Below are 14,958 nucleotides of genomic sequence, written 5' to 3'. Positions count from 1 at the left end.
CGGACGCGGCGTATGGCAGGGGTGGGCCGGTGAGCCCGCGGAGCACACACTATGGACAGGATTTATGCGCATGATCCCTCGGCTTTCGCCATCGACGGGGTTTGACCCGGCGGTTACGGCATTTATTCGGACGCTGAAGCAACACGGCTTTAACGGCGAGTGCGACACGCGCTATGGGGCGCGTCTGACCATGGCGACGGACAACAGCATCTATCAGCTGTTGCCGGACGCCGTTCTATTTCCGCGCTCTACGGCGGACGTGGTGGCGATCGCCCGCCTGGCCCAGGAGGCGGCGTTTCGCCACCTGAGTCTCACCGCGCGCGGCGGGGGCACCGGTACCAATGGCCAGGCGCTGAACGGGGGCATCGTGGTGGATATGTCGCGCCACATGCAGCGGATTCTGGAGATAAATCTGCAGGAGGGGTGGGTGCGGGTCGAGGCGGGGGTCGTCAAGGATCAGCTGAACGCCATCCTCAAACCCCACGGCTATTTCTTTGTGCCGGAGCTCTCCACCAGCAACCGCGCGACCCTGGGTGGGATGATCAATACGGATGCCTGCGGTCAGGGCTCGCGGGTGTACGGTAAAACCTCCGACCATATTCTGGGGCTGCGCAGTGTGCTGCTGGGCGGTGATATTCTGGATACGGCGCCGCTGCCGATTCGGCTGGCCCAGACCCTGGCCCGCCAGGGCGATCGGATCGGCGAAATCTATCGCGGGGTACTGGAGGTCTGTCTGGGGCAGCGCGAGGCCATCGTAGCCAAGTTTCCGCCGCTCAACCGGTTCCTGACCGGCTACGATCTGCGCCACGTTCTCAGCGACGATCTGCAGCGCGTCGATCTGTCGCGGCTGCTGGCCGGTTCGGAGGGAACCCTGGCCTTGGTGACCGAGGCGCGTCTGCGCATCATTCCGCTGCCGCAGGTTCGTCGGCTGGTCAACGTGACGTATGACAGCTTCGATGCGGCGCTACGCAACGCGCCGCTGATGCTGGAGGCCAACGCGCTGTCGGTCGAGACGATCGACTCTCAGGTGCTGGCGCTGGCGCGTCGCGACATCATCTGGCACGGCGTGCGCGATCTGATCGACGATCGCGCCGATCGCCCTCTGCAGGGGTTGAACATCGTCGAGTTTGCCGGTGATGATGAACACGTCATCGCCGCTCAGGTGGCGGCGCTGTGCCAACGGCTAGAGACGATGGCGAACGCGGGCGAAGGGGGCGTGATCGGCTACCGTCTGTGCGGCGATGAGGCCGGTATCGAACGGATCTACGGCATGCGCAAGCGGGCGGTCGGCCTGCTGGGTAACGCCCAGGGGGCGGCCAAGCCTATCCCGTTTGTCGAGGATACCTGTGTGCCTCCGCCGCATCTGGCGGACTATATCGCCGAGTTTCGCGCCATTCTGGATCAATATCAGCTGAGCTATGGCATGTTTGGCCACGTGGACGCCGGCGTACTGCACGTGCGCCCGGCGCTGGACATGTGCGATCCGCGCCATGAGGCGCTGGTCAGCGAGATCTCCGATCGGGTGGTGGCGCTGACGGCCAAATATGGCGGCCTGCTGTGGGGGGAACACGGCAAGGGATTTCGCGCCCAGTACAGTCCCGCCTTCTTTGGCGCGGCGCTGTACCATGAGCTGCGTCGCATCAAGAGCCTGTTTGATGCAGATAACCGGATGAACCCCGGCAAGATCTGCCCGCCGCTGGGCTGCGATGCGCCGATGAAGCGGGTGGATGCGGTAAAGCGCGGCACCTTCGACAGGCAGATTCCGGCGGCGGTGCGCGGGGCGTTTCGCGGGGCGCTGGAGTGCAATGGTAACGGCCTGTGCTTTAACTTTGATCGGCGCAGTCCGATGTGCCCCTCGCTGAAGGTGAGCGGCGATCGTCTTCACTCACCGAAAGGCCGGGCGGCGCTGATGCGCGAATGGCTGCGCCTGCTGGCGGAGCAGGGCGTCGATCCCCTGGCGCTGGAGCAGCGTCTGGGCACGCTGGCGTCGCTGCGGGCGCTGATCGCCAAAACGCGCCACGGCTGGCGCGCCCGCGGCGGCGAATATGACTTCTCGCATGAGGTCAAGGCGGCGATGGACGGCTGTCTCTCCTGTAAGGCCTGTTCCAGTCAATGCCCGATCAAGATCGATGTGCCGGTGTTTCGCGCCCGCTTTCTGCAGCTGTACCACACGCGCTATCTGCGCCCGCTGCGCGACCATCTGGTGGCCGGGGTGGAGCGCTATACGCCGTGGATGGCGAGGGCGCCGCGGGTCTTTAACTTTTTCCTGCGTCAGCCGCTGCTGGGGCGCCTTGGCGAACGCTGCGTCGGAATGACCGATCTCCCGCAGCTTTCAGCGCCGACCCTGCGCCATGCGCTGGCCGGCCACCCGGCGCTGCTGGACTCCCTGGAGTCGCTGGAGGGGCTGGATGCTGCGGCGCGCGCGCGACGGGTGCTTATCGTGCAGGACCCCTTTACCAGCTACTACGACGCGCGGGTCGTCGAGGCGCTGATCCGACTGTGCGATCGGTTAGGCCTGCGCGCCCAGCTGCTGCCCTTTGTTCCCAACGGTAAGGCGCAGCATATCAAGGGATTCCTGCGCCGCTTTGCCCGTACGGCGCGCAGCGGCGCCGAGTTTCTCAACCGCGTCGCCCGGCTGGGGATCCCGCTGGTGGGCGTCGATCCGGCAATGGTGTTATGCTATCGCGATGAATATAAAACTATTCTGGGTGAGCAGCGCGGTGAGTTTCAGGTACAGTTGATTCAGGAGTGGCTGGCGCAGGTGCTGCCGTCCACCGAGCGGCTCAGGCCCGCGACTGACGAGACGTGGTATCTGTTCGGCCACTGTACCGAAACCTGTGCCGAGCCGGCCAGCGTGGCGCAGTGGCAGCAGGTGTTTGCCCATCTGGGCGCCCGCCTACAGAATGTCAGCGTAGGCTGCTGCGGCATGGCGGGAACCTATGGCCATGAGGTGGCCAACCAGGCGGCGTCGCGCGGCATCTATGCGCTGTCGTGGCAGCCCGCGCTGGCTGCGCTGCCGCCGGCGCGCTGTCTGGCGACGGGCTACTCTTGCCGCAGTCAGGCGCTACGCCAGCAGGGGGTGGCGCTGCGCCATCCGGTTCAGGCTTTACTGGAGATATGTGATGATTTGGAAACGCGCGATAACCCTGGAGCAGCTTAATCAGGTCGGGGAGGCGTGCATGGTCGGCCATCTGGGCATTGCGATCACCCGAATAGGGGACGATACGCTGGAGGGCAGTATGCCGGTGGATCAGCGCACCCGCCAGCCCTTTGGCCTGCTGCACGGCGGCGCATCGGCAGTGCTGGCGGAAACGCTGGGCTCGCTGGCGGGCTACCTGTGCAGCGAGGGGACTCAGCAGGTGGTGGGGCTGGAGATCAACGCCAACCACCTGCGCGCCGTGCGCAGCGGTACGGTGCACGGCGTATGCCGGGCGCTGCATCTGGGGCGCCGGCATCAGGTGTGGCAGATCGATATCCGCGACGATCGCGACCATCTGTGCTGCACCTCGCGCCTGACGACGGCGCTGCTGGACAAGCGCCAATGATGGGCGAGGATCTGCCGCTGGGGCAGGCGATATATGCCCTGCAACTGGATGGGCAGGGCGGCTGTCGGGCGCTGACGGATCACACGCAGGCCTCGCTGGCGCAGCCGGCCTGGCTACACCTGGACTACCGCGAGGCGCCGATCCGCGACTGGCTGGCGACCACGCCGCTGCTGCCGGATCCGCTGCGCCAGAGCCTGTCCGGGGAGAGCCTGCGCCCCCGGCTGACGCGTCAGGGGGAGGGGGTCCTGATCACCCTGCGCAGCATCCATCTCGATCCGGCGGCCGATACGCACCCGGATCCGTGGGTGGTGCTGCGAATGTATGTGACCGGCTCGCTGATCCTCACCTCCGCGCATCGCGACAGCGCGATGCTGGCGCCGGTGGTAGAGGAGTTGCAGGGGGGCAGCGGCGCCGTGAACGGCGCGGGGCTGCTGGTTGCGATTGCCGATGCGCTGGTGGATCAGCTCAGCGACGCCATCGATGCGCGCCATGACTGCATCATCGATATGGAAGATCGGCTGCTGGATCAGCAGTTTCCTCCCCGCGGCGAGCTGGCGATGCTGCGTAAGCAGCTGATCGTGATGCGTCGTTACCTGGCGCCGCAGCGCGATGTGCTGGCGCGATTGGCCTGCGAGCGTCTGGGGTGGCTGGGCGATGACGACCGGCGTCGTCTACAGGATATCGCCGATCGCCTCGGCCGTGGTCTGGAGGATTTGGATAGCTGTATCGCCCGTACCGCGCTGCTGGCAGATGAGATCGCGTCGCAGGTGGCCGATGCGCTGAACCGTCGCACCTATACCATGTCACTGCTGGCGATGCTGTTTCTGCCCGCCACCTTTCTGACCGGCCTGTTCGGCGTCAATCTGGGGGGGATCCCCGGCAGCGAGTCGCCGCTGGCGTTCGTGCTGTTTTGCCTATTGCTGCTGATTTTGGCATTTTGCGTTGTTATCGGGTTAAAACGCAGTAAATGGTTGTAATCTATCGCGCGAGCAATCTTTGTGGCGTGTCAAAGTTCATGCGGTAGGTGGGGAAAAGGCCGGAGGAAATTGAGCAATATCAAACTTCACTCGAAGTAGGTAGGGCAAACTTCATTTCGCAGGTGAATGCAACGTCAAGCGATGGGCGTTGCGCTCCATATTGTCTTACTTCCTAATTTTGAATTATTGCATAGCACAATTTAATTCGTCATATGCCGGTGATTACCGGCATTTTTTTTATTTCTGAACACGGCGAGACGTCCAGACGCCCCGCCGGGCAGATCACTTCACCTCGACGACGTCCAGGCGCATGCCGTCCGTCTGCGGACGATCGTCATCGTCGCTCAGGCCGACCGGCTGCAGCGGAATCGTCTGGCGATCGAAGGCCAGATCGCCGCCGTCGATGATCTCACCGCCCTGCTGCAGTCCCTTAAAGTCAAACAGAGCGCCGTCCGCCAGATGCGACGGCACCACATTCTGCATGGCGCTGAACATGGTTTCGATGCGTCCCGGATAGCGCTTGTCCCAGTCGCGCAGCATCTCTTTGATCACCTGGCGCTGCAGGTTAGGCTGGGAGCCGCACAGGTTACACGGAATAATCGGGAAAGCCTTGGCGGCGGCGAAGCGCTCAATGTCTTTTTCACGGCAGTAGGCGAGCGGGCGGATCACGATATGCTGGCCGTCATCGCTCATCAGCTTGGGCGGCATCCCTTTGAGCTTGCCGCCGTAGAACATGTTGAGAAACAGAGTCTCCAGCATGTCATCACGGTGGTGGCCCAGCGCGATCTTATTGCAGCGCAGTTCGTTGGCGGTGCGGTAGAGAATGCCGCGGCGCAGACGCGAACACAGGGAGCAGGTGGTTTTGCCCTCTGGAATTTTCTCTTTGACGATGCCGTAGGTGTTCTCTTCGACGATGCGGTATTCGACGCCCTGGGTCTCTAGGTAGGCCGGCAGGACGGTCTCCGGGAAGCCGGGCTGTTTCTGGTCAAGGTTGACCGCGACCAGGGTAAAGTTCACCGGCGCACTCTGCTGCAGGTTGCGCAGGATCTCCAGCATGGTATAGCTGTCTTTGCCGCCGGATAGGCACACCATAACCCGATCGCCCTCTTCAATCATATTGAAGTCGGCGATGGCTTCACCGACGCAGCGGCGCAGGCGCTTTTGTAGCTTGTTCAGGTTGTACTGCTCTTTTTTGCTGATTTCTTGATTCACTGACATCGTTTCTGTTACCCGGCATAGACAAAAGGGTTGCGGCGGCGCGTCGGGCGACGGCGCAATTATCGGGGGCTGTCATCGTGGACGGCGTGGCGTGTATGGTACGGATTACGGCGGCGAATGCCAGCAGGAATTATGCGGCGCCGGCGCCTCAGGGGCGATAGACGTTGCGTCGTCGTGGCCGTTGCTGTATTTTGTAACAATCAATACAAAATATGGCAGGGAGGAGGAGAGATGCAACGGATTCTGACGTGGGGACTGCTGATTATTTTTCTGGCCTCCGGCGCGGCGAAGCTGGCGGGGCTAGCGTTTGAGCAGGCGGCGTTTGCCCGCTGGGGCTATCCGCAGTGGTTTATGTATGCGGTCGGCGCGGCCGAAACCCTGGGGGCGCTGGGGCTGCTGAGTCGCCTACGGCGCTGGGCGGCGGGAGGACTGCTGCTGCTGATGCTGGGCGCCCTGCAGACCCATCTGCGCTTTGGCGAGTGGGGAATGCTGCTGCTGGCCCTGATACTGGCCGCCGGGCTGCTGGTGCGGATCCGTCGCTGAGTCGCGGTGAGGCGCAGGGGAGCGCTCGACGCGAGCCGCCCGTCCCCTGGTTTAAAGGGAGTCACGCCCGCCGGACGGCGGGCGATAGATCCGTCGATCAGGCGATATCCTGCACACGGATATGCGGACGCTGCGCCTCAACGCCAAAGTAGCGCATCATGCCGGCGGCGGCGTGACGCCCTTCGGCGATGGCGGTGACCACCAGATCGGCGCCGCGTACCGCATCGCCGCCGGCGAAGATCTGCGGATTGCTGGTCTGATAAGGAATGTCGCTGTCTACGCGGGCGATGATTCGCCCGGCACGGTCAACGTTTACCCCCTGGGCCTCCAGCCACGGCATGGCGTGCGGGGTAAAGCCGAAGGCGATCACCACCGCATCGGCCGGCATGAGAAACTCGGAGCCGGGGATGGGCTTGGGACGGCGGCGTCCGGCGGCGTCCGGCTCGCCCAGCGCGGTGCGCAGCATGTGGATCCCACAGACCTTGCCCTGCTCATCGACGGCGATGGAGAGGGGCTGCACGTTAAATTCGAACTCGACGCCCTCTTCACGCGCGTTTTTCACCTCTTTCTTCGAGCCTGGCATATTGGCCTCGTCGCGGCGATAGGCGCAGGTTACCCGGGTGGCACCCTGGCGGATGGAGGTGCGCACGCAGTCCATGGCGGTATCGCCGCCCCCCAGCACCACCACCTGCTTACCTTCCATGCTGATATAGGGCGCCTCATCGCTGTGCGGCAGTCCCATCACCTGCTTGGTATTGGCGATCAGGAACGGCAGGGCGTCATAGACCCCCGGCGCCTGCTCGTTTTCTATCCCCGCCTGCATGGAGGTATAGGTGCCGGCGCCGACGAACACGGCGTCAAAGTCGGACAGCAGCTGCGCCAGGCTGACGTCACGTCCCACCTCCGTGTTCAGGCGGAACTCGATGCCCATATCGCTGAAGATCTCCCGGCGCCGTGCCAGGATCGCTTTATCCAGCTTAAACGCCGGAATGCCGAAGGTGAGCAGACCGCCGATTTCTGGATGGCGATCGAACACCACCGCCTGAATGCCATTACGGGCCAGAATATCGGCGCAGCCCAGTCCGGCGGGGCCGGCGCCGATGATGGCGACGCGGCGGTTGACCGGCTTGACATAGGAGAGGTCAGGGCGCCAGCCCAGGGCGAAGGCGCTGTCGCTGATGTAGCGTTCAATGTTGCCGATCGTCATGGCGCCGAACTCTTTCCCCAGCGTACAGGCGCCCTCGCACAGGCGATCCTGCGGGCATACGCGGCCGGTCACCTCCGGCAGACAGTTGGTTTGGTGAGAGAGTTCGACGGCCTCAAGGATCCGCCCCTCTTTTACCAGACGGATCCAGTGCGGAATATGGTTGTGCAGCGGGCAGGTCCACTCGCAGACGCTGTGGGTGCCGCAGGCCAGGCAGCGTTCGCTCTGCGCCTGCGCCTGTGGGCGGTCAAAGGTCGGGTAGATTTCGTCGAAGCGGGTCTTACGGATAGCCAGCGCGATCTTGACCGGATCCTGGCGCGGCGGGGTTTGACGCATCTGCGCCACCTTGCTGCCGCCGCTGCCGCCGATCGCGGCGCCGCGGGCATCGGCCGCCGCGCTGCCGTTAAACATCCGTCCGGCCTGCTCGTTGAACACGGCGCGCAGCTGACGCTGTTGGCGCAGCTGGGTCAGGGAGGCTTCGCTGATCAGCTGCAGGGCATTGCTGGGGCAGGCGGCAACGCAGGAGGGGCCATCGGCCACCTCATCGCACAGGTCGCACTTATGGGCGTTGGCGCGCACGCTGTCAGGGTGGTTGCTGCGCGGATCGGACTGGGTAATGACCTCGATGGCGCCAAACGGGCAGGCGACGACGCAGGTTTTGCAGCCGATGCACTTCTCCTGCCTGACCTGGATGCTGTCGTTATATTTTTCAATGGCGCCATTGGGGCAGACGTTGGCACAGGGCGCATCTTCGCAGTGACGGCACAGTAGCGCAGTGCGGCGATCGCCGCGGCGGATAACGTGGATGCGCGGCTGAAACTGCGCCGCCGTGAGAACATGCTCACCGTGGTTGTGGGCCATTACGCAAGCGACTTCACAGCTACGGCAACCGATGCAGTTGTTGGCATCGGCAATGACAAAACGATTCATAACGACCTCACCCAAAGACGAAAAGGAGACAACATGTTTGGGATATATGCACATCGCGTGCACAAATGACTGGAAAACCCTTATTAACGACAAGGAAACCTGACGGCTGCGCAATGTATCACAGTTTTTGTTATGAATTGATTAAAAAAGCGCTAAAAATGGGGAAATAATGAGTTGCATCAAAATAACAGGGCAAATTAATTAATCTGAATGTTTCTTTATTATTTATCACGATTATCACTGTGACACGGCGTGAGTTTTTCTATGCGCAAAGTGATAATCGATGTTGTAAATGTAATCGAAAAGTAAAGCGGCGCTGCCCGGGGGACAGCGCCGGTGGGTTACTCGGTGGCAGGGGGCGTTTTCCCCGCCAGCAGGCTGAGCAGGGCGAAACGCTGACGCAGGTTCTCCTCTGCCTCGCGGTATAGCGTCTGCGCCTCCTGCGGCGCCAGGCTGTTCAGCCGACGGAACCGCTGTTCGGCCAGCAGCGTTTGCGCCAGATCGCCGCTGGGCGGCCGGGAGTCCAGCGCCAGGGCGTTCTGCCCCTCGGCGCCGCGGCGCGGATCAAAGCGGTACAGCGGCCAGAATCCATTGGCCGTCAGGCGCTTCATCTGCTCATGGCTGTCGGCCAGATCGTAGCCGTGCTCCTCACAGGGGCTGTAGGCGATCACCAGCGAGGGGCCCGGATAGGATTCGGCCTCCTGCAGCGCCTTGACGGTCTGGTTCAGCTGAGCGCCCAGCGAGATTTGGGCGACGTAGACGTGGCCATACATCATCATGCTGACGCCGAGATCCTTACGCGCTTTGCGCTTACCGTGTTCGCCAAACTTGGTGACCGCTGCCAGCGGCGTCGCCTTGGACTGCTGTCCGCCGGTATTGGAGTAGCACTGGGTATCCAGGACCAGGACGTTGACGTTTTCGCTCAGGCTCAGCACGTGATCCAGCCCGCCGAAGCCGATATCGTAGGCCCAGCCATCGCCGCCGATCAGCCAGATGGATTGCTCTACCAGGGCATCGGCCGTCTGCGCCAGCGCCTGGGCCTGCGGATCGTCGAGCGTCGCCAGGGCCGCGCGCAGCGCCGCTATCTGCTGACGCCGCGTCTCGGTGGGCGTCTCCTCCTGCTGCAGCGCCGCGACCAGCGCCTCTGGCAGCTGTCCGGCCAGCGCATGGAGCAGGCGCAGCGCCCGCTGGCGGTGCTGCTGGGCGCTCAGGCGGAAGCCGAGGCCAAACTCGGCGTTATCCTCAAACAGCGAGTTGGCCCAGGCCGGCCCCCGTCCCTGTGCATCGGTGGTATAGGGGCTGGTGGGGAGGTTGCCGCCATAGATGGAGGAGCAGCCGGTGGCGTTCGCGATCAGCATACGATCGCCGAACAGCTGGGTCAGCAGCTTGATATAGGGGGTTTCACCGCAGCCGGAGCAGGCGCCGGAGTATTCAAACAGCGGCGAAATCAGCTGCGAGGTGCGTATATCGATGCGCTCCAGGCGACGGCGGTCGATCTCCGGCAGGGCCAGAAACGCGTCGTAATGCGCCTTTTCCCGCGCCAGGTGCGCCAGACGTGGTTGCATATTGATGGCCTTGACGCTGGGGTCCTGACGATCCGCCGCCGGGCAGACCGTCACGCACAGGTTGCAGCCGGTGCAGTCTTCCGGTGCCACCTGCAGCACATAGCGCTCGCCGCGCAGATCGCGGGCGCGGACCTCCAGGCTCTCCAGCGTGGCTGGCGCGTGCTCCAGCGCCGCCGGCGCGACCACCTTGGCGCGGATCGCCGCGTGGGGGCAGGCGGCGACGCAGTGGTTACACTGGGTGCAGAGGGCGGGCTGCCAGATGGGGATGGCCTCGGCGATATTACGCTTCTCCCAGCGGGTAGTGCCGACGGGCCAGGTGCCGTCCGGCGGGAAGGCGGAGACCGGCAGGCTGTCGCCCAGCCCGGCCAGCATGGCGGCGGTAACGGTTTTGACAAAGTCCGGCGCCTGGTCGGCGACGATCGGCGGCCGGCGCGGGCTCTCGGCATCGACCGGGCGCAGGGGAACGGCGTGCAGCGCGCCCTCGACCGCCCCCAGCGCCTGCCAGTTGCGTTCGACGATCTCCTGTCCTTTATTGGCATAGCTGCGGGCGATGGCATCCTGCAGCAGCGGCAGGGCGCCGCCGTTGGGGATCAGGTCGCTGAGGTGCAGAAAGGCCATCTGCATGACGGTGTTGATGCGGGCGCCGAGCCGACACTCGCGGGCGATACGGGCGGCGTTGATAACGTAGAACTTCGCCTGCCGTGCGTTGAGCAGCGCCTGCACCTCCTGGGGCAGCCGCGCCCACGCCTCGTCTGCGGCATAGGGGGTATTTAGTAGGAAGATCCCCCCGAGGCGCAGACGCTCAACCATCTGATAGCGTTCAATGAACTGCCACTGGTGGCAGCCGATAAAGTCGGCCTGCTCCACCAGGTAGGCGGAGTGAATGGGCGTTTCCCGTACTCGCAGGTGTGACACGGTCAGGCCGCCGGCCTTTTTGGAGTCATAGACAAAGTAGCCCTGGGCATGCAGCGGCGTGCTGTTACCGATAATCTTGATGTTGTTCTTCGCCGCCGAGACGGTGCCGTCGCTGCCCAGCCCATAGAACAGCGCCTCCAGCCGGTTGCTCACCGGGTGGACATCCGTCCGGCGCGGCAGGGAGAGGTGGGTCACGTCGTCGTTGATGCCCACGGTAAAACGCGGTCGAGGCCGCGGGGTCTCCAGCGCCTCAAATACCGCCAGGGCGCAGTCGGGGCCAAACTCCTTGCTGGAAAGGCCGTAGCGCCCGCCGATGGTGAGCGGCAGCGCGGCGCGTTCGCCGCTGCTAACCGCCTGCGCCAGCGCGGCGATGACGTCCAGGTACAGCGGCTCGCCCAGCGCCCCCGGCTCTTTGGTGCGGTCGAGCACCGCGATGCGCTGCGCGGAGAGGGGCAGCGCGGCGAGCAGGTGACGGGCGGAGAAGGGACGGTACAGCCGCACCTTCAGTACGCCCACCTTCTCCCCGCGCGCGCGCAGCATATCGCACACCTCGGCGCAGGTGCCGCAGGCGGAGCCCATCACGACGATGACCCGGGTGGCCTCGGGATCGCCATCGTATTCAAACGGCTGGTAGCGGCGCCCGCACTGGTCGGCGAAGGCCTGCATGGCGTCGGCCACGTGGTCATAGGCGGCGTCGTACCACGGGTTGCTGGCCTCTCGTGCCTGAAAATAGGTGTCCGGGTTGGCGGAGGTTCCGCGGATCACCGGGTGCTCCGGGGTCAGCGCATGGGCGCGGTGGGCGGCGATGGCCTGCGCCGGCAGCAGCGTCTGCAGCGTATCGTCGGCCAGCGGCACGATTTTGTTGATTTCGTGAGAGGTGCGGAAACCGTCGAAGAAGTGGATAAACGGCAGACGGCTGTTGAGGGAGGCGATATGGGCTATCAGGGCGAAATCCTGGGCCTCCTGCACGCTGGCGGCGCACAGCATAGCGCAGCCGGTCTGGCGTACCGCCATGACGTCGGAGTGGTCGCCGAAAATGGAGAGCGCATGGGTGGCGACGGTGCGCGCGGCGACGTGCAGAACGAAGGGGGTTAATTCGCCAGCCAGCTTATACAGGGTGGGGATCATCAGCAGCAGCCCCTGGGATGAGGTAAAGCTGGTGGCCAGTGCCCCGGTCTGCAGCGCGCCGTGTACGGCGGCGATGGCGCCGCCCTCAGACTGCATCTCGACGACGCGTGGAATATCGCCCCAGACGTTGGGGCGTCCGTCGGCGGACCAGGCGGAGGCCTGCTCGGCCATGCCTGAGCTGGGGGTAATCGGATAGATGGCAATGACTTCGCTGGCTCGATAGGCCACGGACGCCACTGCGCTGTTACCGTCAATGGTGATCATGAAGGTTACCTTTGGCTTCACATTGTGATGTTGTTATTAACAGGATTCTAGCAAACGCGATTTCAGCGTCTTATCAGTTTTATGGCAAATGGTCGGCCCGGCAGGTGATGAATGAATGTGTCTGCGGGTGGATTGCCGCTGGCGTCGACGCCGGATAGAATTGCGCCATATAGACGCAATAGTAATGGGATGAATAAATGAACGGATATCTGTATCTGGCGATGGCGATCGGCGCCGAGGTGATCGCCACGACCGCCCTGAAAGCCACCCAGGGGTTTAGCCGACTCGGCCCGAGTCTGGTGGTGGTTGTTGGATATGCCATTGCTTTCTGGGGACTTTCTCAGGTAGTGAAGAGCATCCCGCTGGGCGTCGCCTATGCGATTTGGTCCGGTATGGGGATCGTGCTGGTCTCGCTGGCCGCCTACTGGCTGTACCAGCAGACGCTCGACTGGGCGGCGCTGCTGGGGATGGCGATGATCGTCGGGGGCGTGCTGGTGATTAATTTATTCTCCCACACGTCGGCACATTAAGTTACATTCTGCAACCGCTCTGTCCATCGCAGACGGCGGCGCTCAGCGGATTTCGAGAAAGCGTACGGCGTCAAGCTTCTGCAGCTGTTGATACAGCTCGCCGACGCGCTGCCGGGGGCGCAGGGTGATCTCCAGGCGGATCTCGCACAGCGTCTCCTCCTGTCGCTGGCGCAGCGACAGGCGCTCCGGCTTCAGATTCAGCTGCTGCAGCGTCAGCAGCAGCGCGCTGACCTCTTCCGGCGGCAGATGGATGATCAGGCCGTGGTGCTCTCCCAGCAGCAGGTTGCTCAGCTGGCGGAATAGCTCCAGCACGATCAGCGTCATCAGCGTGCCATAAATCCCAATCTCATACAGCCCGCTGCCGATCACCAGGCCGATCGCGGCCGTCACCCACATGCCGGCGGCGGTCGTCAGCCCTTTAACGGCCTGTTTCTGAATGATGATGGTCCCCGCGCCGAGAAACCCCATACCAGAGACGACCTGTGCGGCGATACGGCTGGGATCCAGCCCGACGTGGGAGAGCGCGAGAATATCGGCAAAGCCATACTTGGAGACGATCATAAACATCGCGCTGCCGATACCGACCAAAATATGGGTGCGTAGCCCGGCCTCTTTGGCCCGCAGCTGGCGCTCAAGGCCGATTAACCCGCCCAGTAGCCCCGCCAGGGCGACGCGCAGCAATAAGTCGGTGACCATGCTAACCTCTCGTTGTTATCTACCCGCTTGTTTTCCGCCATCATTCGGCGTAAAAACCCATGCCACGCTATCCTTAGCCTGCAGGGCTATGGTAACAAAGATTCCGCACGCTTGCCCTGTGCTGATGGCGCTTGGGCGCGGTGGCGATGGGAGGCAAAGCGTTACGTTTTATGTCAGGGGAGTGATGAGAATGAGAGGGGTTGCTATGGGGATCGGGGGGCTGCTGGTCGTGATGCTATCAGGCTGCGCCAGCGAGCCTGCGGCACAGACGGCCGGCGCGCGGCCACATATCGCCGCCAGCGCGGCGCTGAGCGAGGGATGCGCACTGATCGGCGGCGAGGTCGCGCTGGCGCATCAGTTGGACGGCACCTCGCTGGTACAGTGTCAGCTGCCGGACGGCAAACGCTGTACGGAGCGGGGCGTGATCAGCGGCCGCTGCCCCAACTGATCGCACGGCCGCCGCTACATCCAGTCGCGTAGCCTATAGCGCCACACCGTTCCCTGCGCATCGCGCAGCGCCAGCGTCTCTCCCCGCAGCGTGAGCCGGGCGCCGTGTCGCAGCATCGTCTCCAGACGGCGCTGCGCCGCCTGCCAGGCGGGATCGGGACAGGGGGACGGCGTGCGCTGCAGCGCGGCGATGCGCAGCGTGCCCCGTCGCAGGGTCGCTTGGCCACTTAGCTGACCGCACAGGCTGACGCTGATCCACAGCCCTTCACCAAACTCCAGATCCGGCGTCAGCGCGCGGGACGCCGCCGTTGCCGCGAGGGGATGGCCATCGATCGTCTGCAGAACATAGCGATGGTGCAGCAGCTGCTGCGCCGTCGGCGGGGCGCTGCAGGCGCCGAGCAGGCCGCACAGCAGGGCGGTCAGGATCCTTTTCATGTCAGCTTCTCTCTCCAGAGGGGGTATCCGCAGGCAAGGCGTAGAATAAATGCAATGATGTCCCGCTTTTCACGGCAGCTTTCTCTGTCTCATCTATACTTGTTATTCGTACGGCAATCCAGCGAGACCACCGCGATGACGGACACGACGTCCGTCGGCTCGCTATCGCCGTAGCGCAATGTGCGGCGCGTTTTCTGCGCCGGTCGCCGTCGTCCGCAGCACGGACGCCGACGATGATTTTGACAGGCAATTGGCATCAGCATCAATACAGAAAGAGGAGTGTGCGAATGGCGATGGTATCCGACCGGCCGGCGGCTGCGTTTAGCACAAACACCATGGATTTTCTGGCCAGCAGTATTGCAATGATGGAGTCACAGGGGCGCAATATCAGTGCGACCGAGGTACAGGGAAATATGACGGCGAAACAGCGGGCGCTGTTCAACGAGCGTCTCGCCTACTATCGCCAGCGCTATACGCAGGAGGAGTTGGTGTAGGCCGCCGCCGCAAATCGTGAACGAAAAAACCCGCCGCAGCGGGTTTTTTTGTGCGCCAAGACACACG

At 63.5% G+C, this 14,958-nt stretch carries 12 protein-coding genes; 7 read left to right on the top strand and 5 right to left on the bottom strand.

All coding sequences use genetic code 11. From position 1 onward, the window contains the following. Positions 1 to 70: 70 nt before the first annotated feature. From ydiJ to zntB, 3 genes are read left to right on the top strand one after another with little or no spacing between them, the layout of a single operon-like run. Complete coding sequence (gene ydiJ / locus L1P05_RS08655; protein WP_012848624.1) at positions 71 to 3,160, top strand: D-2-hydroxyglutarate dehydrogenase YdiJ; 3,090 nt, start codon at positions 71 to 73, stop codon at positions 3,158 to 3,160. Continuing rightward, positions 3,123 to 3,545: a hotdog fold thioesterase gene (locus tag L1P05_RS08650; RefSeq protein ID WP_015461520.1), complete on the top strand. Its 423-nt coding sequence runs from the start codon at positions 3,123 to 3,125 to the stop codon at positions 3,543 to 3,545. The genes ydiJ and L1P05_RS08650 overlap by 38 nt, the downstream gene beginning before the upstream one ends. Next, on the top strand, positions 3,542 to 4,522 hold the full coding sequence (gene zntB, locus L1P05_RS08645) for a zinc transporter ZntB (RefSeq protein WP_012848622.1): 981 nt from the start codon (positions 3,542 to 3,544) through the stop codon (positions 4,520 to 4,522). Before L1P05_RS08650 ends, zntB begins: the two co-directional genes overlap by 4 nt. A gap of 282 nt (positions 4,523 to 4,804) precedes the next feature. On the opposite strand, the gene ttcA is transcribed toward zntB, so the two are convergent. Further along, entirely contained in the window at positions 4,805 to 5,740 is a 936-nt protein-coding gene (gene ttcA, locus L1P05_RS08640) for a tRNA 2-thiocytidine(32) synthetase TtcA (protein WP_012848621.1), read from the bottom strand. A gap of 231 nt (positions 5,741 to 5,971) precedes the next feature. Between ttcA and L1P05_RS08635 the strand changes: the two genes are divergently transcribed. Further along, complete coding sequence (locus L1P05_RS08635) at positions 5,972 to 6,283, top strand: DoxX family protein (protein ID WP_012848620.1); 312 nt, start codon at positions 5,972 to 5,974, stop codon at positions 6,281 to 6,283. A 97-nt stretch (positions 6,284 to 6,380) separates the two neighbouring features. Here the strand turns inward: L1P05_RS08635 and aegA are convergent, their stop codons facing one another. Beyond that, positions 6,381 to 8,417: a formate-dependent uric acid utilization protein AegA gene (gene aegA, locus L1P05_RS08630; protein ID WP_012848619.1), complete on the bottom strand. Its 2,037-nt coding sequence runs from the start codon at positions 8,415 to 8,417 to the stop codon at positions 6,381 to 6,383. A 341-nt stretch (positions 8,418 to 8,758) separates the two neighbouring features. Beyond that, a complete protein-coding gene (gene nifJ / locus L1P05_RS08625) occupies positions 8,759 to 12,289 on the bottom strand; it encodes a pyruvate:ferredoxin (flavodoxin) oxidoreductase (RefSeq protein WP_012848618.1) in 3,531 nt (1,176 codons plus the stop codon). Positions 12,290 to 12,486: 197 nt separating this feature from the next. On the opposite strand from nifJ, the gene L1P05_RS08620 reads away from it, so the two are divergent. Next, positions 12,487 to 12,819: a DMT family transporter gene (locus L1P05_RS08620; protein ID WP_012848617.1), complete on the top strand. Its 333-nt coding sequence runs from the start codon at positions 12,487 to 12,489 to the stop codon at positions 12,817 to 12,819. A 42-nt stretch (positions 12,820 to 12,861) separates the two neighbouring features. Here L1P05_RS08620 and L1P05_RS08615 read toward each other — a convergent pair whose 3' ends face one another. Further along, a complete protein-coding gene (locus tag L1P05_RS08615) occupies positions 12,862 to 13,515 on the bottom strand; it encodes an MgtC/SapB family protein (protein WP_012848616.1) in 654 nt (217 codons plus the stop codon). Positions 13,516 to 13,705: 190 nt separating this feature from the next. Here L1P05_RS08615 and L1P05_RS08610 point away from each other — a divergent pair, with 190 nt between their 5' ends. Further along, positions 13,706 to 13,963 (top strand): putative hemolysin, encoded by a 258-nt coding sequence (locus tag L1P05_RS08610; RefSeq protein WP_034168064.1) that lies wholly within the window; start codon positions 13,706 to 13,708, stop codon positions 13,961 to 13,963. Between the two features lie 14 nt (positions 13,964 to 13,977). On the opposite strand, the gene L1P05_RS08605 is transcribed toward L1P05_RS08610, so the two are convergent. Further along, positions 13,978 to 14,397 (bottom strand): META domain-containing protein, encoded by a 420-nt coding sequence (locus L1P05_RS08605; RefSeq protein ID WP_012848614.1) that lies wholly within the window; start codon positions 14,395 to 14,397, stop codon positions 13,978 to 13,980. A 287-nt stretch (positions 14,398 to 14,684) separates the two neighbouring features. Here L1P05_RS08605 and L1P05_RS08600 point away from each other — a divergent pair, with 287 nt between their 5' ends. Continuing rightward, entirely contained in the window at positions 14,685 to 14,891 is a 207-nt protein-coding gene (locus L1P05_RS08600) for a hypothetical protein (protein WP_015461515.1), read from the top strand. The last annotated feature ends 67 nt before the right edge of the window (positions 14,892 to 14,958 follow it).

Source organism: Edwardsiella piscicida, assembly GCF_021733145.1.
GTDB lineage: Bacteria > Pseudomonadota > Gammaproteobacteria > Enterobacterales > Enterobacteriaceae > Edwardsiella > Edwardsiella piscicida.
The sequence above is the reverse complement of the archived record's forward strand: the minus strand, read 5'-3'. Positions and strand labels throughout refer to the sequence as shown.

Bases quoted from the DNA above. Each gene is read 5' to 3' on its own strand.
- aegA (WP_012848619.1), bottom strand. From the start codon at position 8,417: ATGAATCGTTTTGTCATTGCCGATGCCAACAACTGCATCGGTTGCCGT.
- zntB (WP_012848622.1), top strand. From the start codon at position 3,542: ATGATGGGCGAGGATCTGCCGCTGGGGCAGGCGATATATGCCCTGCAA.
- nifJ (WP_012848618.1), bottom strand. From the start codon at position 12,289: ATGATCACCATTGACGGTAACAGCGCAGTGGCGTCCGTGGCCTATCGA.
- L1P05_RS08615 (WP_012848616.1), bottom strand. From the start codon at position 13,515: ATGGTCACCGACTTATTGCTGCGCGTCGCCCTGGCGGGGCTACTGGGC.
- L1P05_RS08610 (WP_034168064.1), top strand. From the start codon at position 13,706: ATGAGAGGGGTTGCTATGGGGATCGGGGGGCTGCTGGTCGTGATGCTA.
- L1P05_RS08635 (WP_012848620.1), top strand. From the start codon at position 5,972: ATGCAACGGATTCTGACGTGGGGACTGCTGATTATTTTTCTGGCCTCC.
- L1P05_RS08600 (WP_015461515.1), top strand. From the start codon at position 14,685: ATGGCGATGGTATCCGACCGGCCGGCGGCTGCGTTTAGCACAAACACC.
- L1P05_RS08620 (WP_012848617.1), top strand. From the start codon at position 12,487: ATGAACGGATATCTGTATCTGGCGATGGCGATCGGCGCCGAGGTGATC.
- L1P05_RS08605 (WP_012848614.1), bottom strand. From the start codon at position 14,397: ATGAAAAGGATCCTGACCGCCCTGCTGTGCGGCCTGCTCGGCGCCTGC.
- ttcA (WP_012848621.1), bottom strand. From the start codon at position 5,740: ATGTCAGTGAATCAAGAAATCAGCAAAAAAGAGCAGTACAACCTGAAC.
- ydiJ (WP_012848624.1), top strand. From the start codon at position 71: ATGATCCCTCGGCTTTCGCCATCGACGGGGTTTGACCCGGCGGTTACG.
- L1P05_RS08650 (WP_015461520.1), top strand. From the start codon at position 3,123: ATGATTTGGAAACGCGCGATAACCCTGGAGCAGCTTAATCAGGTCGGG.